This window comes from Chlamydia felis Fe/C-56 (assembly GCF_000009945.1).
GTDB lineage: Bacteria > Chlamydiota > Chlamydiia > Chlamydiales > Chlamydiaceae > Chlamydia > Chlamydia felis.
Window position 1 is genome coordinate 475,938 of sequence record NC_007899.1, and the last position, 19,592, is coordinate 495,529.

The window sequence follows — 19,592 nt, forward strand, 5'->3', positions numbered from 1 at the left end:
TTTCTTTTAATTCTGTTTATTCGTCACCCAAATTCGATAGATTGCGTTAGAGACGTTCACTTTTTTGAGAAAGGATCGTTTCTTTTTCAGCTCCTTTGTAGGAATAACGAATCTGAGGATCTATCATGGCTTGTATGAGATCAGACAATAGGGAGGAGAGCATAAAGAAAGCTCCGTAAAATACTGACAGTCCTAGAGTAACTGGATAATCGCGTTGTTTAATACTACAGACAAACCATTTTCCTAACCCAGGTATACAAAAAATATTTTCTATAGCAAAAGTTCCTGTCATGACAGTAGTTACGAGAAATGCTGCGTAGGAAATCGTGGGGAATACCGCATAGGGAAGAATGTGTCGGAGTATGATTTTAATTGGGGAGAGTCCTTTAGCGTAGGCAAGTAACACGTAGTCTTTATTTATGACTGAGGATACCGAAGAAAAGGTTAGTTGCGTGATGAATGCCATAGGAGTTATGGCTAAAGCTAGAGATGGCAAAATCGTATGCGAGAAATTTCCCCAGCAAGCTATGGGGAAAATCGGTATTTTTACAGCGAAAATGTATTGCAGCATAGTTGCTAGAACAAATGCCGGAATGGAAATTTGTAAAATAGAAGAAAGGAGAATATAGCGTCCTTGTTTCTTTTTTCTTAATGCAGCTAATGTTCCTAGAGAAATACCTCCAGAAATAGAAAGAAGAAGACTTTCAATCCCCAAAATTGCCGACGCTGGAAAAGCTGAGGAGATTATGCTTGTTACGCTACGATCCTTGTAAACTAGGGAATTTCCAAAGTCTAAAGTGACTAAAGATTTTAAATAGTGTAGGTATTGCTGATATAAAGGTTTATTTAGTCCGTAACGCGACTTAAGAATTTGTAGAGTTTCTTGTGACAGAGCGTTACTACTTTCATCATTGAATGGATCGCCAGGAATGGTTTTCATAACCAGGAAAGTTAGGGTCAGGATGATCCATAAAGAAAGCAGGTTAAATATAAGGCGTTTCTTTATATAACGGAACATTACTAACACCCTTAATCTCTTTGATAACTTGGTAAGTATTCATGATCTAGGACCTTTCCCAAGCCAAAACATTATATCTTCGATTTCTCGAGGCTTCAATATAAAATAATTCATTGCTTCGTGAGGAGGGTCGCCTTTGAGATATTTTTTTTCAAGGTTAAGTCAATATTTTGTTTGAATTAAGTAAAATGTAGGGAATTTATCAGAATATTGAGAAAGGGATGTTACGCTGTAAGTTCTATTTCTTTCAAATCAATATGCCCGAGTAATGATGTGTAGGCATTGTGAATTTTAGGGTTGGCAGCGTAGGTATAGTTGAAGTGGTATAGTGGAATGATTGGATTTTCTGCATCGATAAGTTCTTCAGCTAAGATTTGATCCTGAATTTTTTCCTCTTGAGAAAGAAGCTCTGTAAGGATGCGATTATATTGAGCATTTTCCCATTTCGTTGATTCGTTATTTTTAAGATTTCCAAGAAAAGTAAGGAAAGATGAGGGTCTAGGATACTCTGCTATCCATCTTCCTGTAGCCAGAGTAAAGTCTTCGCGACGCCTTTTATCTAAGAAACAATGATATTCCAAGCCTTGGATGGTGAGATGAATTCCAAGTACATTTTTGATTTGTTGTTGTATTTCTTGAACAATGGCGTTTAGGCAAGTAGATTCTATGGGATAGATAATAGATAATTCTGAAATTTGTTTTTGAGAGAGCTCTTTTTCTGCTTCTTTAAAATAAGCGTAAGCTTGTTGTTGGCGTTTTTCTGGTGATTGAGCGGATATTCTTGGCATTTTAGATAGCTCTGGGGGGAGGAAATGGTTAGCAACTTTCCCGTGGCTGACAAACTGTAGTAAGGATGGTTTATCAATAGCGTAGGCAAGAGCTTTTCTTAGGAAGATGTTATTTGTAGGACTATTTTTTAGATTGCATATTAAAGATGTTGTCCCAAGTACCGGATAAGTATGCAGTTTATCTTTAGAAATATGATGTTGCTCTTCTTTAGAGATGGGAGAGCTCCACGGGGACCCTACCCAATCGACAAGATGTTTTTGAAAAAGTTGCAAGGATGTGTGTGCGTCGGGAACAATTTGAAATGTGATTGTTTCGATGTGGACCGAATGCTTGTCGTGGTATAAAGGATTCTTCTTAATAATGAGTTGAGTTTGAGGATGGTAGGAGTCAATGATAAAAGGGCCGTTAGATATATACGGAAGTTTTTCTCCTCCTGACGAGGAAAATTCTCTCAGGGATTTATGTACGGGAAAGAAGATAGGGGCGGCGAGAAGTTCTAAGAAATGGGGAATAGGTTTTTCTAAAGTAATTTCTAATTGCAATGTGTCTATAGCGCGAATTCCTAAAGATTCGATGGGCAATTGCTTGCTCATCACAGCTTGGTAGTTTTTAATCACTCCAAGGAGAGAGTTAGAAGAACAGGCTGCTCCAAGATGCAGAATTTGTTTTATAGACTCTTCAAAATCATGGGCTGTTACAGGATCTCCATTACTCCACGATGTGTCTTTAAGGTAAAATGTATAGATAGTTTTATCATCGGATACGGTATAACGCTCTGTCAGAGCGAGCTCAGGATGGTTAGGGCGTTCTCTTACCAGACCTTCGTAAAGAGCTTGTGCTATAGAAATATCCTTACTTAAGCTGACGTTTCTTGGGTCTAAAGACATTGGGTCATGGCTAATCGCTATGTTTAAAGAGTGTTTATCTCTAGAAGTATTCGTATGACAGCTTGTTGTACACAGCAGCAAAACTCCACAGAAAAGAATCGATGATAAGATAAGTATTAAGAACTTATTCGATTTTCTTGTCATATGTTTAAAAGCATGTCTCATGCTTGCTCGAGGTGTTTAATCCCTGTTTAATTTTACCCAGTAGTGTAATAGAGTCGCAGAATCAACTTATCTGTTGGTTAACTATCTTAAACCTCTGCGTTTGATTTGTACATATTTTGATTTTGAAAAAAATATTTATACTTTGGGGTCGGAGGTTATGATTTCAACCTCTTTAAGATCGACATGACCTAAAGGGGAAGTATAGAGATTTTGTATGTGAGGATGTGCTATATAGATATAGTTAAAATGGTAGAGGGGGAATATAGGGAGTTCTTCCTCGATAAGCCTTTCTGCCTGAATTTGATCTTCCTTAGAGAAAGTTTGAGTATGGTATTTCTCTAGGATTGCATCAAATAGTTTATGGTTCCACTTCCCTAGCTGGTGGCTGGTTTCTTTATTTTCGGGATTCCCTAGTATGGTAAGAAAATTTCTGGCATTAAGGTATTCTGCAATCCAACCTCCTACAGATAAGTAAAACTCGCCTTTGTTTCTTTTTTCTAGGAAGCAAAAGTATTCAACACCTTGAATAGGTATATGAATGCCGAGGACGTTTTTGAATTGTTGCTGAAGTTCTTGAACCACGAGAGAAAAAACGCTGGATTCCTGAGGGTAAATAAGAGAGAGTTCAGAAAGATCTTTGTTTGATAGGGTTGCTTTTGCCTCTTCAAAGTATTCTCGGGCTTTTGTTTCTCGTTGTTCTTTGCTGAGTTCTTCTGGATAAATTTCGGATAATTCTGGAGGTACAAAGGAATTTGCGACTCTTGCTGAGTTGACAAGGGGAACTAGAGCTTTCTTATCAATAGCATAAGCCAGGGCTTTTCTTAGAGCTTTGTTTTGTAGCACAGGCATGTGCAGGTTATAGATCAATATAGAAGTTGAACACACGGAATATTCGTGTTTTATTTCTTGAGGAGTGTTGATTAGCATTTCTTGGGGGATTTTCGCTATCCAAGGATTGCCTAGAATATCAATGAGGTTATTTTTAAAGCATTTTGTTGCGGTTTGAGAATCTGACATGATTTTAAAGAGAAGAGTGTCAGTTTTCACCTTATCTGCATCATAGTAGTACGTGTTTTTTTGTATTTTCAGATGTTTTTGAGGTTGAAAATCGCTCAGGGCAAAAGGCCCATTAGAAATATAGATAGGTTTAATTTTTTGATCGGAGTAATACTCTCTTAAAGAGGTGTGAACAGGGAAAAACAAAGGGTGAGAAACAATCTCAATGAAATTCTCTGAAGGGTGTTCTAGAGTAATTTCTAAAGTACGGGCATCTAGAGCTTTGATGCCTAGCTGTTCTATTGGCAACCGCTCCTCTATAATTTCTTTGGAATTTTTGATGATATAGAGAAGATTATGGTAAGATATGGGAAGATTTTTTGTATGAATTTGTTTTATAGATTCTTCGAAATCATGTGCGGTTACGGGATCCCCATTACTCCAATGTGAGCGTTTCAAATCAAATGTATAAACAGTACCTTCATGAGACACGGTATAATTTTCCGCCATTCCTAGAATAATCTGGTCATTCGAGATGCGTTCACGCACTAATCCTTCATAAAGGGCTTTTGCTAGTGAAATATCTTTTTTTAAATAGGTGCATCTAGGGTCCAAGGAGAGGGGGTCATACGACATTCCAATTCTCAAGCATTTCCCTTCATTTTTGGGAGCGGGTTGATGACATCCAGATAGAAACAAACTAGCAAATAAGGGAAGATAAATGCCAAAGGATGTTCTGAATTTATTTGCCATGAAATTATCCTAAGCTTGAATAGTGAGAGAGTTAGGTTACTTTTAAAAAAAATAATATCCAGTCTTGGATCTACATACAGTCTGATTTTTACTTGTCCCTACGCTGTGGATTGGTTTTAAGGCAGATGAGCATATTTAAGATCTACAGCTCCAGAGGCGTTGTGGAGAATTTTTTCTATCGGAAATATTGTAATATAATCGTAGTTCATGTGGTAGAGGGGAATTATTTCCAAATTTTTTACAAGTCTTTCTGCTTGCGGTATGAGTGAAGCACTTGGGTAGTAGGCCACTCCTGTTGCTGTAGCTATAGTAAAATCACCCATCTGTCTTTTGCTTAGGAATACATGATATTCCAAGCCTTCAAGAAATAGATCAAGACCCACGGATTTACACTGTTCTTTCAGAATTTCTGCAACGCTTTGGCATCGTAAAATGTTCGAAGGATATGAGAGAGTCAGCTTTTCTGTAGGAGAAATCAATTTTTGCTTTTTATACGGATAATGAGGGGTGGAATTTCTAGATAGTGTGTAGGCAGGCTCCTGGCCTCCTTGTAGAGCGTGATTGATAATTTCTTCTCTATTAATAGCTGCTGCTAGTCTATACCTGTTATTAATTTGGGATAAGAAAGGATCTTTTGTATTGAGTATAAGCCAGAAAGCCCCTTCTACGGGGTAGCAGGTATAGTGGTATGGGGTATTTTCTTTGAGCTCTTTAGTTAGTCCTTGATGCCAAGGCTGTCCTAACCAGTGGATTTTTTCACGATTTAGTAAAAGAGATCCGGTGTATAAATCAGGAATAACGAGTAGACTAATATTGGTGATATTAACCTTGTCTTTATCATAGTAATGCGGGTTTTTTTCTAATAATAGGCAGTGGCCGTGATTATAGGTTATTATTTGGAAAGGCCCGCTAAATACGTTTAAATTGTCAGGATTGAAAATGGCAAATGCTGGGAATGCCAGCAATTGAAGTAGCTTGGGATTCGGAGAATCTAGGGTAAGGGTAATGCTTGACGGTGAGCAGGATTTAAAGTTAATCCCTTCGAATGCTCGATGGTGGGGTGAAAATGTTTTTGCATGTTCCCAAGCTCGGGCAATATCCTGAGATGTGATTGGAGTTCCATTGCTCCATGCAGCGTTATGCTTTATGAAAAAGGTGTAAGTTTTTTCGTCTGCGGATATGGTATAGTGACTTGCTAAAGCAAATTCCACATGATCACTTTTATAAGGATTTTCTCTTGTAAGTCCTTCAAAAATGAGCTTAGAGATAGAGAGATCTAAAGCGCGTTTAGCTTGCTCAGGAGATAAAGAGGCGGGATCATCATAAATAGCAATAGAGAGGGGTTTGGACGACCTTAAGGCAGTTGGGAAACAGCCTCCTAAAAGCGAAGACCCAAAGACAACAGCAATCAACCACCATGCGTACATCATAAAAAAGGAAAATACCTTTGTTATCGTTTTTTACAAAGAAAGACACAGGATTTATTTCACCATGTGTCCGAACGATTTTATTGAAAATCTTTCCGAGTACAAGCGAGGTGCGCAACTTTCAAAGCTAGCAGGTTAATTTGTTTTGGGTTTTTGTTCAAAGTAATTCTATTCAGTTTTGAATTTAAACGATTTATATCTTAAAAAAGAATAGGAGTAGTACTTTTTAGTATGGTAAAAAATCAATTTGATAATTGATTTTGGGAGGGGTTATGTTAAAAGCGTATTGAAGGAGAACTCTCTAAAAAGTTCGTAAGAATAAGTGTTGCAGCGACACTATCGGTCTTTCCTTTTCTTTGTTTTCTACTAAGACCACAATCACATTTTAGCATGCGTTCTGCTTGTGCTGAGGATAGCCTCTCATCCCAAAGAACAACATCAACATGACAAAATTCCTGAATTAAAGAAGAAATTTTGAGGATTTCTTCCTGTAGAGAAGATTTTTGCCCTATTTGCATGGGAATGGGGTTTCCTAGAACAACACAGGAGACTTCGCGTTCTAGAATGATTTTAGCAAGACTTTGAGCTGTAGCTTCTAATGTTTTCCCAGCTTCTATAAACCCTATAGGCAAGCTGATGAATAGAGGAGAGGCTGCATAGGCAAGGCCTATACGCCTCTGACCGTAGTCTACACCGAGGAAAATTTTTTTTGCCTTAGGCTTGGACATAACTTTTATTCCTAGAATATAGAATAGCAGCTTGAATAAAGCCTACAAATAATGGATGGGGAGCTATCAATTTTGAAAGAAACTCTGGATGGAACTGTACACCTATCATCCAGGGATGATTTTCGATTTCTACGATTTCGCACAGACCTTGTTGAGGGCATGTTCCGACAACATTCAAACCGAAATCTTTGAATTGCTGAACATAGTCAAAATTCACCTCATAGCGGTGACGGTGGCGTTCCATAACCTCAGATTCTCCATATGCTTCATGCACTTTGGTTCCTGGAGATATTAGGCAAGGATAAGCTCCAAGGCGCATTGTTCCTCCCGTAGCGACTAGAGAGGCCTGGCCATCCATCATGCAGATAACGGGATCAGGTGTCTCTGCATCCATTTCTGTGGAATTGGCTTTTTCTAAGCGCAATACATTGCGGGCATATTCAACTACAAGAACTTGCATACCCAAGCAGATGCCAAAATAAGGAATTCCTCTTTCTCTGCAGAGCTTTGCTGCGGTAATTTTTCCTTCCCAACCTCGAGATCCGAAACCTCCAGGAACTAAGCAACCGTCGCATTGCTCTAGAGTTTCAAGAAAATGAGGATCTTCAGAATCTAAGGGTAGAATTTCTACAGAGCTATTTAAGCTTAGCGCTGCGTGGGTAAGTGCTTCAAAAACAGATTTATACGCATCTTTATGCTGAACGTATTTACCTACCAAGCCTATGCGCACCTTATCAAGAGAAGGGTTGCGTAAGCGTTCTACTAAGGTCTTCCAGTCACTTAGGTCTTCTTGCTTTGTAAATAGTCCTAATTTTTCTGTAATAAATGTAGAAATGTTTTCTTGAGACAACATCAAGGGCATTTCATATATTGAATGTTCAATATCAACAACATTAAACACTGCATTATTAGGAACATTACAAAATAAACTGATTTTCTTTTTTACATCGGGGCTTAAAGATGACTCAGACCTGCAAAGGATAGCATCGGGAATAATCCCAATACTTCGCAAGCTTTGAACAGAGTGTTGCGTGGGTTTGGTCTTTACCTCCCCTGCAGCTTTTAAATAGGGTACATAGGTCATATGGATGCTGAAGCAGTTTTCAGCGTGTTCGTAACGAAATTGCCGGATAGCCTCAAGAAAGGGTAGTGATTCTATATCTCCAACAGTACCACCGATCTCTACAATTAATACATCGGGCTGATTTTCTCTAGCACACTCTAAAATAACTTCAATAATTTCATTGGTAATATGGGGGATAACTTGAACTGTGCTTCCTAAATAAACCCCCTCGCGTTCTTTCTTAATTACTCGAGCATAGATTTGCCCAGAAGTTGCTGTAGAATATTTAGATAGTTTTACTGAAGAAAACCGATGATAGTGACCAAGATCTAGATCCGTCTCTATTCCGTCGTTAGTAACATAAACCTCACCGTGTTCGTAAGGATTCATAGTTCCTGGATCGACATTAAGATAGGGATCTAGTTTTAACATAGAAACTTTAAGGCTTTGACGCTCTAGCAATAAAGCTAAAGAGGCTGCGGTTAACCCTTTGCCCAGGGAGGAAACGACTCCTCCTGTTAAAAAGATGCACTTGAATGACATGTTAAGTATTTTTCCACCTTATTTATGTCTTCTGGATAATCAACTGAAGGACTTTTAGCTTCCACTACACATATATGGATAGATCCACCATGTTCTAGTATGCGTAGTTGCTCAAGATCTTCGGCTTGGCTTAAGGATGTTGGGGTAGATTCAATGTAACTAAACAGTGCATTCCTTCTAAACGCATACACACCAATATGAAGATATATTGGAGTCTCTTTCTTCAAGATGTGTGGAATAGGACTTCTGCTAAAATATAAAGCCTTTCCATTTTTATCGAAAACACATTTCACTTTTTGATTAGTTAAGATTTCATGAGAGTCTGTGGTCTTGGCAGCTGGAGTAACCACTTGAATCTCTGGGGATTCTTCAAGTTTGCGGACAAGAGTATCGACAACGGTGTGTTGTAAGCAGGGCTCATCCCCTTGAATATTTACAATGATCTCGGCTTCTGGAAAGTAACGCGATATAGCTTCTGCTGTCCGCTCTGTGCCGTTAGCACACTCCGGGCTGGTCATCACGCAATCACCGCCAAAGTCTAAAACATGGTCCATAATGCGTTGATTATCAGTGGCTACAACAACCTTATCCAGCGTTGTGCTTTGACTAATGTTCTCGTAAGTTCTTTGTATCAAAGACTTTCCAAGGATGTTTGCTAGGGGCTTTCCAGTGAATCTGACGCTACCCCATCTTGCTGGTAAAACTCCAACTTTCTTACTAGCAAATACTTGTTCTTCCATATGCCGAAATAACTCTTAATTTCTAAGATTTTTAACAAGCAGGATTATCATTATGGTTTTTATAAAACACAAGGTTTTTTGGTGATTTTGATTTTTTGCGTTTTATTTATAATAAAAAGTCGAAGAAGTTATATCATTAAATTAATAAACGTATTTTATTTTTATTATGCTTTCAAAATTAAGTAAGTTCCTATTAACCGTATTAATATCTATTCAGTCCCTAACGCCAGCTTCATTAGTCGCAGGGGAAACAAAGTCTGGTTTTTTCTCTAAGATGAAAAATTGGTTCTCCAGCAATGGGATGGGGGGGAATGACGTATCTGTTTCCAAGATTAAAGATAGCCTAAAGTGGAAACGGTATGACTACACAAAAAATTGTGGGTTTTCTGCGGAATTTCCTGGGGATCCAGACCATTCGGGTCAGATCATAGAGATTCCTCAATCCGAACTTACTATACGTTACGATACATACGTTACAGAAACACAGTCGGACAATACTGTTTATGTGGTGTCTGTTTGGGAGTATCCTGAAAAGGTAGACGTTAGTCGTCCAGAATTAAATCTTCAGGAAGGATTTTCAGGAATGTTACAAGCTCTTCCGGAATCCCAGGTTCTATTTATGCAAGCAAAAGAGCTGCAGGGGTATAAAGCTTTAGAATTTTGGATTTCCTGTGAGGATATTTATTTTCGAGGAATGTTGGTTTCAGTAAACCATACATTGTATCAAGTGTTTATGGTGTATAAAAACAAAGATGCCAAAGCTTTGGATAAAGAATATGAAACGTTTACGAAATCGTTTAGGATTACCAAAGTTCGTGAGGCTAGAGCTATCGATTTAAAAAAGAAAGTCAGACTTTGAAAATGAGTATTTCTCTTGAGTTATGAATAAAAGTTCATAGAAGAGCTGCTCTTTCGGGTCTAGTTTTTCGCTACCTCTAGAGTCGAAAGAGCTATCTTCGTTTTTAGCTTTTTAATTCTCTTTAACAGTGTATTTTTCTATAAGGAGCCAGAGTTCTATAAGTGGGATTTTTATGGTTCCTCGCGTTTTTTTTACCGCCTTTTTTTTCTTATTTTTAAAAGCAGAAGCTGAGGATATTTTCAGTGAAAAAAACGCTCCTTTATCTCGCATAGGAATTATTTTTTCTCTTCCCGAAATTTCTAAATCTTCAGATGCAGAGTGCCCCATACCTTGGTTTGCCAACAGCAAAAAGACTGTGGAGGGGAGAAGAACATATTATTCCGGAGATTATTTCGGGAAATATCTAGTTATGTCTTCTTTTTGGCCTAATAAGGTCTCTGCGGCTGTAATTAGCTGTAACATGATTCTCAAGCATCGTGTGGAGCTTATTTTAATCATAGGTACATGCTATTCACGTTCAGAAAGTGGTCGTTTTGGAAACGTACTGATTTCCAATGGTTATGTGAATTATGATTCTGATGTGCGTCCTTTTTTCAAAAGATTCGAAATCCCCGATATCAATCAATGTATTTTTTCTACAAGCGAAGCGTATAGGGAGGCTGCGAAGATTGGGGGAGGGCAATTTCTTAATACTCATAAAAAAGTTATTGAGGATTTATTAAAAATTCATGGCTATTTGAAACCTACGACCTCTACAGAACATGGTCTTACGGAGGGCATCATTGCTACCGGCGAGGCCTTTACAATGTCTAAAAATTACTTTCTTTCTCTTCAAAAAGTTCATTCCGAAATTCAAGGATTTGATAGTGCTGGGGGAGCTGTTGCTCAGGTATGTTATGAATTTAACGTTCCCTGTTTGGGAATAAATATTCTTATTCCTCATCCTTTGGAGTCTTCGAGTAATGAGTCTTGGCTACAGCTTCAAAGTGAAACTAGCAAGTTTTACATGGATTCTCTCTTAAAAAGTGTCCTCAAAGAAATCTGTTTAACCCATTGATTGATCTTTTTCTTAATTCTTTAGTTGAGGTTAAATCTCTTAGTCATTAAGATAACTTTTTGTTTTTCGATCGAAATAAGAGAAGAATAAACGGGGACTTAGCTTAGCTGGTAGAGCGTCTGATTTGCATTCAGAAGGTCAGGAGTTCGACTCTCCTAGTCTCCAACTCTTCGCGGTTATAGCTCAGTTGGTTAGAGCGCGACACTGATAATGTCGAGGTCCCAAGTTCAAGTCTTGGTAACCGCAAGTCGTCTTCTTTTCAAAAATTATGGTTTCTACATGTTAGAAGTCAAAAATCTTAGTTATTCTTATTCGGACAAATTAATATTAAAAAAGGCTTCTTTCACGTCTTATCCGGGAAGGATCTCTATTATCTTAGGTGTATCTGGGATAGGGAAAACTACATTATTTCGTTTAATTGCGAGTTTCTTATCTCCTGATGGAGGAGAAATTTTATGGCAGGGTCAGCCTATTCAGCAAACAGATGTAGCCTATATGCAGCAAAAGCAAACTCTACTGCCGTGGAGAACTGTGCTGAAAAATATTTACCTCAGTTCTGAATTAGGAATTAAAAGTAAGCGCTTTTCTATATTTCCCGAGAAGTTAAGTGAGGTAGTAGAGAGCTTTAATATAGGGGATTTATTAGATTGTTATCCCGATGAGCTTTCTGAAGGACAAAAACAGAGGGTATCTCTGGCTTGCCAGTGTCTCTCCCCAAAACCTATAGTGCTTTTAGATGAGCCATTTTCTTCTTTAGATATTACGACTAAAGAACTGTTATATAAGTACATTTTGCGATTGGCAAGACAAGAAAATAAAACTGTTGTACTTGTTACTCATGATTTTCGAGATGTAGCTTTTCTTGGAGATGCGTTTTATGTACTTAAAAATCTTGAGCTCGTTCCTGTATTTTTTAATGACACCATGCGTTCTTCCGGTAATGTCCATATGCTTATAGAGGATATCCGGGAGTGTCTTTTAACATGACATCATTGCTAGCTAATATAGAAAATTCACAGCTAGGATATAACTTACTCACTTCTGAGGAGAAGTTAGCTCTGTATAATGGTATTCATGCACACCGTTGTAAGGGCTCTCCTCTTGTGCTTATCGCTACGATTGTCTTTGTGATTTCTGCTGTGCTTTTATTGATAGGATCTATTTTGACAGGATTTCCTCTTGAGGGATTTTCTTTTGTTCTAGATATATTTCTTCCTTTTCTTCTTCCGGGAATTCTTTCTTTAGTTCTGATTTCTGCTCCTTTAGTTATGTATGCTCTTCAGCATCATAGGGGAGCATTAAGCAAACATAAGAAGTTGGCAGAAAGCAATTACTTGCAAATTTTAAATTATTGCCAAAGTCAAAAAGACAATGTTTCAAAAAAGAATGTAGCAGAATTTATAGAATCTCAGGTTTTCCTCTCCGAGTATACGAAGAGTTTTTCTTATGTTACGTTATTGCAGACTATGAAGGTGATTCCTGGGAAAGATTCTCCAAATGCTTCAGTACATGATTCTCTCATTGCAGATGGGGTAGATCTCGCTAAAGATAATATTTATGCCAGCGAGTATGACAAAGAAAAACGAGATCGGTTAGAAGCTGAAGAGGAAGAAAGAATAGAGCAGAAGCAAGCACCTTCTTCTGCCGTTAGCTCTATGCTTACGTAATTGACGACTACTATTTCTTAGGGGTTAGTTTCCCTATGGATAGGACAATCAACGTTATTCCCGTGATTATTGTGGGAATGAGTATAGGAGAGTGTAGGGGAATATGGAAAAAAACTGGGGAAAGTAGGATCGCTACTGAAAAAATCAAACATAACCATCTTAAACGGCGAAGGCTCTCAGCAAAAGATAGGATGGATAATACAATAATGAACCAGCAACAAATATTGATATAGTTTCTTAGTGTATCTGCGATCGCTAACTCATCGCTAATTTTGATAAATCCTATAGCTACGCATACAGCAATTAAAAGATTAATAGGGAAGGATATTCCCTGAAAAGCTTGTTTGCATGCTTTTATAAAAGGAAGTACTGTGCGTTCTTCCCAAAATAGAGAATCTCTGTAGTATTCTGATCCAAAAAACGACATGCGAATCAGTTCGCGTTTTTTCCCAATAAACTGTGATAAGTAAATAAAAGTAGCCCTGAGTTCGTCATAAGCAAAAACAAAAGCTAAAGCGGGTTGTATTGTTTGGGATAAGCATATCCAGCAATCCAGGCTAAGTTGTTTTAACACGATGGGTATTAGGGTAAGGACAATGGTAAATAGTAATGTAATTGCTGTTGCTATTACGATTTTTGGTCGTGTATGCCAACGACGTTCTCCTCCTGATAAAGACAATACGATAAGTAGGGAGTATGCGGTCATCATGGATGCATAAACAAAGAAATCTCCTTCGAAAGCTGTTTTAGAAAGACCTAAAGCAGATGCTGTTAAATAACGAGATTGTATCCAAGATATTAAACTTAATAATAAAACAGCGGCGCGGCGTCCTCCTGATGAAGGGTTATAGGAAATGCCTTCTGGAAGGGTGGGGCCGACTTCTAAGGCTTCCGGACGCGTAGGGGGGATACAAACAACAGCAAAAATAGCAAAGCCTATGAGTGTATCATTAGCGAAAACAAGAGAAGAACGTTCTGGAAAACAGGAGAACAGGGTGACCCAGATACCTACGAACACTCCGAACCAAAGAACAGAGCGCTTATAAAAAGATGCCAGGGCTAAGATAATCAGCAGGCTGCCACAGATTCTATCTGAGAGAATAATACTAGGTTCTTGATAGTTCAGTGTGTTAGGAGTAAATATTAGCAGCAATCCTAAGAAAGCAGGAAGAATACTTAATTTAAAAAAACGATAACGGAAGTGCTTATAAATATTTTCTAGGGCTTCTTTGTCCATAAAAAGAAAAATCCTTGGATTTTTCTTTCTAAATAGAATGAGTGTGATAAAACTAAAAGTTTTTTTATCAATACCAACCTGTTCGTAAAATTAAATAAGGAACTAAAAAGACGTACTCTCTCCTTTCTGGAGTAAAAAAATGTTTTAATTTTTTATTTTTTTATTTTATTTCTCATTTCTGGATGAGTCATATAATAGAAGAGAACGATCATTGAATAAAAAGATACTCGTCATAACTACCAGCATTTTTTTTGTACTGTGCTTCGGATTAATGATATACAAAAAGCAAACGCTATTGCCTCCGAAAGCTCATATCCCTACTAATGCCAAGCATTTTCCAACTCTTGGCAATCCTTATGCACCGATTAATATTACAGTTTTTGAAGAGCCCTCTTGTTCTGCATGTGCAGAATTTAGCTCAGAGGTTTTCCCATTATTAAAGGAGCACTATATTGATACTGGTGAGGTGTCGTTTACATTAATCCCGGTATGCTTTATTCGGGGATCGATGCCAGCGGCTCAGGCATTGCTTTGTGTATATCATCACGATCCTCGGCAGCCTGATATAGAAGCATATATAGAATATTTCCATCGCTTACTTAATTATCCTAAAGAGGAAGGAAAACGTTGGGCAACCCCTGAGGTATTAACTAAGCTTACTGAGAACTTGAAAACGCATTCTGGCCGCACTATCAATCCTAAGGGATTAATACAGTGTGTAGATTCCCAACAGTATGAAGAGCAAATTAAGAAGAATAATATTTATGGTTCTCGCGTTCTTGGAGGGCAATTAGCAACTCCGACAGCTGTTGTTGGAGATTATCTTATAGAAGATCCTACGTTTGATGAATTAGAGCGTGTGATTAAACAAATCCGCCATTTACAAGCTGCAGAGGAAAACGATGATTAGATTCATTCGTAATTATGCTTTATATTTTGCATGGCTGATTTGTTGTACAGGCACTGTGATGAGTATTTATTACAGTTACCTATTAAACGTAGAGCCTTGTGTTTTGTGCCATTATCAAAGGATTTTCTTATTTCCTTTATCGATTATCCTGGGAATTGCCACATATCGTGAGGATAGTTTGGTAAAAATTTATGCCTTGCCGTTATCTATTATGGGTATGTTAACCGCTGTTTATCAGATTTGCCTTCAAGAAATTTCCGGAATGACGATAGACATTTGTGGTCGAGTATCTTGCTCAACAAAGCTATTTGTTTTTGGATTTATTACCCTGCCTATGGCATCAGCATTTGCATTTTGTACTATTTCTTGCTTATTGATTTTATCCAGAAGTAAGAGAAAATAAAGGGGCTATCGGAGGACAGGGGGCTCTTCTCTTATATTTGGAAGTTTATCAAAAGGATAATACAGGAGAAGAGGGGAAGGAGTTTAGAGTTATTTAGTCACAGTAGGTGTTATTTACGAAGGATCTGTTGTATTTTCTTTAGAAGTTTCTTCTTGTGTAGTCGGTAGTACGAAAGTTGTTTTGTTTTGTGTAATTCCTTTCACTAAATTTTGAGTTGTAGAAGAAATGCTGTTTACTACGTTCAATCCTTCTTGCAACTCTTCTTGAACCTGTGAAGGTTCGGTATTTGTTAGCAACACAGTCGTATTGTTTATTAGCTTCCCTGTTTGTGCAGTGTTTTCTATCTCTGTTTCTGTCTCTGAATCTGAATCTGAACTTGTTAAACTATAATGACCGCTTTCTAAATTTTGATAGCGATTACAGAAACAACGGGGGCCGATTTTTTCACATAAAGTCGTAATTGCAATACGTGCAATCTTCGCAATTAGGATAATAATTCCTAATCCCAAAGTTTCGATAACCCCTGTCAAAGTGTGTAAGAATAGCCGTATCTTGCTTGATTTGTCGTCTTTGGTTGACCACACGCTGTACAGTCTACCTAACCCCAAGATTGTTCCTATAATAGGCAGGGTTTTCCCGATTTCATGCATATTGGTTTTAGAACAAATCCCCCTTGCTATGGAGAGATTCCATTCACCCTTCAGGGATCGAAGGCCTCGCAGATCACGAACGAAACCCGAGCGAAATAGGAAAAAATGATCTTTCGTGCCCTCACAGAAATTATAATTATTTGAATATCTATCAATCAACATAAACTATCTTTTTCACTGTTAAATATTAAGTGCGAGATAGTTTATGTTCTGTTTGAAATAGTTTCAATTATAAACATTAATCGTATTTACATGTTATTAACATGTAACGACTTAACATTTTGTTGTTTTGGAAATCTTTGTTTTTTAATGATTTATTATCATGATGCTTGGAAAAGCAGTGAGATTATAGCCCGCAAGTAAATCTATCGATTAGGTCGTCTCGAAAATGTTCTGCTGCTTCCTTGTCTTTTCTTATATAGATGATAAAGCTAGACAACTCTGTTATGATAAATGCTAAAGCGAAGTAGAGAATCTTCAAGATTAAGGTAACGAGTCCACATCCACAGATTTCGATAAGACTCATGAATGTATGAACTATCTTATCTATATGTCTATCATCCAAGGTATCTGTAGACCATACACTATAAAGCCTACCCGCGCCTAGAATTGTTCCAGTGAAGGGTAAAGCTCGTAAGATTTGTGTGACAAGACCGTCCGCATCTAAATCGGTAATATCATTAGAAAACATCCAATCGTAGGGCCATGCCTTGAGTCCAAATTGATTACGAACGAATCCGAGTCTAAAGATTTGGGAATAATTCTGTGTAGCTGTATTAAATTCTGAATTGTCGTGATATATATTTACAAACATTAATAAAAATCTCTTATTTTATTTTGCGGCGAACCATTTTTTAGTTGTTTGTGAATAAATTCAATACAAATTTTATTAGCATCTATGATTATGCGTAATTTAAATAAAAACGCATGCTGTGAGAGTACGGGATATTTAGATTTTTCATTCTGGGTTTTAATTTAGGTTGAGGAGAGAAAATCTTTCTGAAGATGGAATGTACGGAAGAATTAAAGATGCAATGTTAAATAAAAGGACCTCAAGGAGTTCGAAGAAGTAGAAAATCATTGTTGTCACTACTTTTAAAATTAAAGCGACTATGCCTAATCCTAGAGACTCTAATACTCCTGATAGGGTATGAAATAGGATATCTTTATATCGATCTTCAGGATCTTTAGTGGACCATAGGCTGTAAAGTTTCCCTAACCCAAGAATATTTCCGATTATGGGGATACAACGTATAAGAAGCTCTTTGATTTCATCAGCGTTGGTAATATCGATTTCCCAGTCGATAGTGTAGGGTAACATCTGGGTTTTTGACCTGATAAAGCCCTCTTTAAATAGCCAGAAGGCTTTTTGGTTGTTGAAAAAAAAGTCCTCGTTATCTGTGTACTTATTGATAAAACAATCCATCTTCATACTTGGAATAATAACTTTGTTAAGTATAGGGGTCTTTATTTTTGGAATTTATTCAGAAACCGTAGTGCTTTTATAGTCGGCTGTTAGGAGGTTTCCTATCTAGAAAACTTGGGGGAAAAATTTAAGATTATTTTTAATAAAAAGCAAACTTCTCTAGAGTTTTTTTCGACGTATTTTTGTGAATAATTCAATGTAAATACATGTCGATTCTACAGAAAAATAACGTCTTAGATCTCATCATTTAAAATTTGTTTGCGGATATTTTTCATTACTTCTTGCATGTGGTGCAGATTATGAATAGAGGCCCAAATTCCCGCATTAGGTTCATGAACTTTGAATAGATGACGAAGATAGGCTCTTGATAGATTTGAAGAGCATGTGAGACAAGTGCATTTTGGATCTATAGGAGAAAGGTCATTCGCATAAGCCTGGTTGGCAATTTTAATGGGGCCTTGAGATGATAAAATCAATCCATGTCGTGCAGCTTTAGTAGGGTAGGAACTATCGAAAGAATCTATGCCAAACTTGACTGTAGCTTGGATGGATGGTAGATCTCCTATACCTAAAAGATGAACAGGACGATCTTTAGATAAATGCGAGGTTGTTATATCAACAACAGGCACCATTTCATTTAAATTTCTTCCTAAGCTACCTCCAATAGCAAATCCATCGAAGGGGTGATCTTCAACAAATTGGCAACCTATTTTTCTTTGTTCAGGGTCTATACCCCCATGAATCACTCCATACATAGACTGGTGTCTAGGATCATTTCTATGATAATCCAAAGAGCGTTTTTCCCAGACATAGGTTCTTGAGCATGAGGATAAGAAGTATTGTTGATCAGAGTGAAAAGGTAAAAGTTCATCCAGGGGAATAATAATATCGGCACCTAGGTCCTTTTGGGCCTGTACAGAAACCTCGGGGGATAAAAAAAGTTTATGCCCGTCGCGGTAGGATTTAAACCAGACTCCCTCATCAGTAATTTCTAATATGGATGATGAGCCCTTCTTTTTTCCATGGCTTTTGATTTCTTCTGCTACAGAACCATAAGCAAGACTAAAGATTTGGAATCCCCCAGAATCCGTAATTATAGGAGCATCTCTGTTTATAAATTTATGAAGACCGCCCATAGCGGCAATAGACTCTGTTCCCGGATGAACCAAGAGGTGGTAGGTGTTACAAAACATTAGTGGAATGTTGCTATGATCCACGACACCTTTTAAAGCGCCGTTAGTTGCAACGGGAACAAAAGCGGGGGTGTCTATAATTCCGTGGTCAGTTTCTATTCTGCCCACTCGAGCCCGTGATTTTTTAGATTGATGGATGACGTGAAATTTTAATGCCACGGTTAGAAACCTGAAATTGAATTCTCAGGAAAAAGCTTCTGTTTTTCCATCTCGTTTGAAAACAGGAGAATAAGCGTATCGGGAGTATGTTTTCCTGTAAATAGAATTTATAGAGAGTGAGGGGAATTTTCCGTTGAGGTAGAGAAAGCTTCTTGAAATAGACAAATACGCAAATAATTTTAATTTTTAACCGTCCATACGGATTTTATCGGATTGCGCTTCTTTCTGCTTTTTTAAGTATTTCCCAAGAACGACGATGGGCACTGACATGACAATCGCGCAAATTTTAGTGATCAAAGAGAATAGTATTACGTGAGAGAGATTGGATACGATTCCATAGAGCCCCAGGAAAGAGAATAGGAGGGTATCTAAAATTTGAGAAGAAACCAAAGATACGGCTGATCGGGTGCCAAAAGCTTTATTTTGGAAAAGGTGCTTAAGGTAGGAGAAGAGTTTAAGATCCACAATTTGCACAATAATTAAGGTAATTAGAGATGCAAAGGTTAATCGTAGAGTAGGTGAGAAGAGTGCTATAAAATGACTTTGTGAAGAATCGGTAGGAGAGGGTTTAAGAGCGAGATGTAATTGTGTTAAAAGGAGGAAAGCAATGGTTATAATCCATGAACCCACCATAGCCTCATTGACTTTATTTTGCCCATAGATCTCTCTAGAGAAGTTTAGGCAAGACAAAAGGCCGATCATATAAACATCGGCGGAGGTAATTTCTAGATTGCATAGAACGATTTGCTTTAACACAAAAACATTCATAATTACCGATAGAGTGGTTATCCACCCTGTCAGCCATCCCGTACTTCTAGAAGAAAAAAATATACCAGCAAGCACGACAAACGTGGTTTGTGCTATAAAAATCATTTCATTGTGCAAGGCGGAATCTCCTTGAATCGGGTCTCACGGATCTAGG

General features: G+C 37.7%; 19 protein-coding genes and 2 tRNA genes. 8 read left to right on the plus strand and 13 right to left on the minus strand.

Going from position 1 to position 19,592, the window contains the following annotated elements; translation table 11 throughout:
- Positions 1-46: 46 nt before the first annotated feature.
- The 7 genes from CF_RS02035 to kdsB form a co-directional block, all read right to left on the minus strand.
- Positions 47-1,018, minus strand: a complete 972-nt coding sequence (locus tag CF_RS02035; RefSeq protein WP_011457954.1) for an ABC transporter permease — start codon at positions 1,016-1,018, stop codon at positions 47-49.
- 224 nt (positions 1,019-1,242) lie between these two features.
- A complete protein-coding gene (locus CF_RS02040; RefSeq protein ID WP_041468078.1) occupies positions 1,243-2,838 on the minus strand; it encodes a peptide ABC transporter substrate-binding protein in 1,596 nt (531 codons plus the stop codon).
- A gap of 156 nt (positions 2,839-2,994) precedes the next feature.
- Positions 2,995-4,608, minus strand: coding sequence for a peptide ABC transporter substrate-binding protein (locus tag CF_RS02045; protein WP_011457956.1), 1,614 nt, complete (start codon positions 4,606-4,608; stop codon positions 2,995-2,997).
- A gap of 116 nt (positions 4,609-4,724) precedes the next feature.
- Complete coding sequence (locus CF_RS02050; RefSeq protein WP_011457957.1) at positions 4,725-6,038, minus strand: ABC transporter substrate-binding protein; 1,314 nt, start codon at positions 6,036-6,038, stop codon at positions 4,725-4,727.
- A 272-nt stretch (positions 6,039-6,310) separates the two neighbouring features.
- Positions 6,311-6,763, minus strand: a complete 453-nt coding sequence (gene ruvX, locus CF_RS02055) for a Holliday junction resolvase RuvX (RefSeq protein WP_011457958.1) — start codon at positions 6,761-6,763, stop codon at positions 6,311-6,313.
- Positions 6,750-8,369 carry a CTP synthase gene (locus tag CF_RS02060; RefSeq protein ID WP_011457959.1) on the minus strand — a complete coding sequence of 540 codons (1,620 nt, stop codon included), beginning with the start codon at positions 8,367-8,369 and terminating at the stop codon, positions 6,750-6,752. Before CF_RS02060 ends, ruvX begins: the two co-directional genes overlap by 14 nt.
- Positions 8,345-9,109 carry a 3-deoxy-manno-octulosonate cytidylyltransferase gene (gene kdsB, locus CF_RS02065; RefSeq protein WP_011457960.1) on the minus strand — a complete coding sequence of 255 codons (765 nt, stop codon included), beginning with the start codon at positions 9,107-9,109 and terminating at the stop codon, positions 8,345-8,347. The genes CF_RS02060 and kdsB overlap by 25 nt, the downstream gene beginning before the upstream one ends.
- Positions 9,110-9,275: 166 nt before the next feature.
- Between kdsB and CF_RS02070 the strand changes: the two genes are divergently transcribed.
- The 6 genes from CF_RS02070 (at position 9,276) to CF_RS02095 (ending at position 12,692) form a co-directional block, all read left to right on the plus strand.
- Entirely contained in the window at positions 9,276-9,968 is a 693-nt protein-coding gene (locus tag CF_RS02070; RefSeq protein ID WP_011457961.1) for a hypothetical protein, read from the plus strand.
- A 172-nt stretch (positions 9,969-10,140) separates the two neighbouring features.
- Positions 10,141-11,025, plus strand: a complete 885-nt coding sequence (locus tag CF_RS02075; protein ID WP_011457962.1) for a 5'-methylthioadenosine nucleosidase — start codon at positions 10,141-10,143, stop codon at positions 11,023-11,025.
- Positions 11,026-11,117: 92 nt separating this feature from the next.
- Positions 11,118-11,190 (plus strand) — tRNA-Ala (locus CF_RS02080).
- Positions 11,191-11,197: 7 nt separating this feature from the next.
- Positions 11,198-11,271: transfer RNA gene (locus tag CF_RS02085), tRNA-Ile, on the plus strand.
- A 33-nt stretch (positions 11,272-11,304) separates the two neighbouring features.
- The gene (locus CF_RS02090; RefSeq protein WP_011457963.1) at positions 11,305-12,012 is read left to right on the plus strand and encodes an ATP-binding cassette domain-containing protein; all 708 of its coding nucleotides are present in this window, start codon (positions 11,305-11,307) and stop codon (positions 12,010-12,012) included.
- Positions 12,009-12,692 (plus strand): hypothetical protein, encoded by a 684-nt coding sequence (locus CF_RS02095; RefSeq protein ID WP_011457964.1) that lies wholly within the window; start codon positions 12,009-12,011, stop codon positions 12,690-12,692. The genes CF_RS02090 and CF_RS02095 overlap by 4 nt, the downstream gene beginning before the upstream one ends.
- A 10-nt stretch (positions 12,693-12,702) precedes the next feature.
- Here CF_RS02095 and CF_RS02100 read toward each other — a convergent pair whose 3' ends face one another.
- Positions 12,703-13,929 (minus strand): SPW repeat domain-containing protein, encoded by a 1,227-nt coding sequence (locus CF_RS02100; RefSeq protein WP_011457965.1) that lies wholly within the window; start codon positions 13,927-13,929, stop codon positions 12,703-12,705.
- Positions 13,930-14,200: 271 nt separating this feature from the next.
- On the opposite strand from CF_RS02100, the gene CF_RS02105 reads away from it, so the two are divergent.
- Both CF_RS02105 and CF_RS02110 read left to right on the plus strand, forming a co-directional pair.
- Positions 14,201-14,839, plus strand: a complete 639-nt coding sequence (locus CF_RS02105; protein WP_011457966.1) for a thioredoxin domain-containing protein — start codon at positions 14,201-14,203, stop codon at positions 14,837-14,839.
- Positions 14,832-15,242: a disulfide bond formation protein B gene (locus tag CF_RS02110; RefSeq protein ID WP_011457967.1), complete on the plus strand. Its 411-nt coding sequence runs from the start codon at positions 14,832-14,834 to the stop codon at positions 15,240-15,242. Before CF_RS02105 ends, CF_RS02110 begins: the two co-directional genes overlap by 8 nt.
- 113 nt (positions 15,243-15,355) lie before the next feature.
- Here CF_RS02110 and CF_RS05120 read toward each other — a convergent pair whose 3' ends face one another.
- From CF_RS05120 to CF_RS02135, 5 genes are all read right to left on the minus strand, one after another.
- On the minus strand, positions 15,356-16,054 hold the full coding sequence (locus CF_RS05120) for a hypothetical protein (RefSeq protein ID WP_011457968.1): 699 nt from the start codon (positions 16,052-16,054) through the stop codon (positions 15,356-15,358).
- A 184-nt stretch (positions 16,055-16,238) separates the two neighbouring features.
- Positions 16,239-16,706, minus strand: coding sequence for a hypothetical protein (locus CF_RS02120; RefSeq protein WP_011457969.1), 468 nt, complete (start codon positions 16,704-16,706; stop codon positions 16,239-16,241).
- A gap of 156 nt (positions 16,707-16,862) precedes the next feature.
- Positions 16,863-17,318, minus strand: coding sequence for a hypothetical protein (locus CF_RS02125; RefSeq protein WP_011457970.1), 456 nt, complete (start codon positions 17,316-17,318; stop codon positions 16,863-16,865).
- A gap of 233 nt (positions 17,319-17,551) precedes the next feature.
- Positions 17,552-18,670: a tRNA guanosine(34) transglycosylase Tgt gene (tgt, locus tag CF_RS02130; RefSeq protein ID WP_011457971.1), complete on the minus strand. Its 1,119-nt coding sequence runs from the start codon at positions 18,668-18,670 to the stop codon at positions 17,552-17,554.
- Positions 18,671-18,856: 186 nt separating this feature from the next.
- A complete protein-coding gene (locus CF_RS02135) occupies positions 18,857-19,555 on the minus strand; it encodes a queuosine precursor transporter (protein ID WP_050711608.1) in 699 nt (232 codons plus the stop codon).
- Positions 19,556-19,592 lie beyond the last annotated feature (37 nt).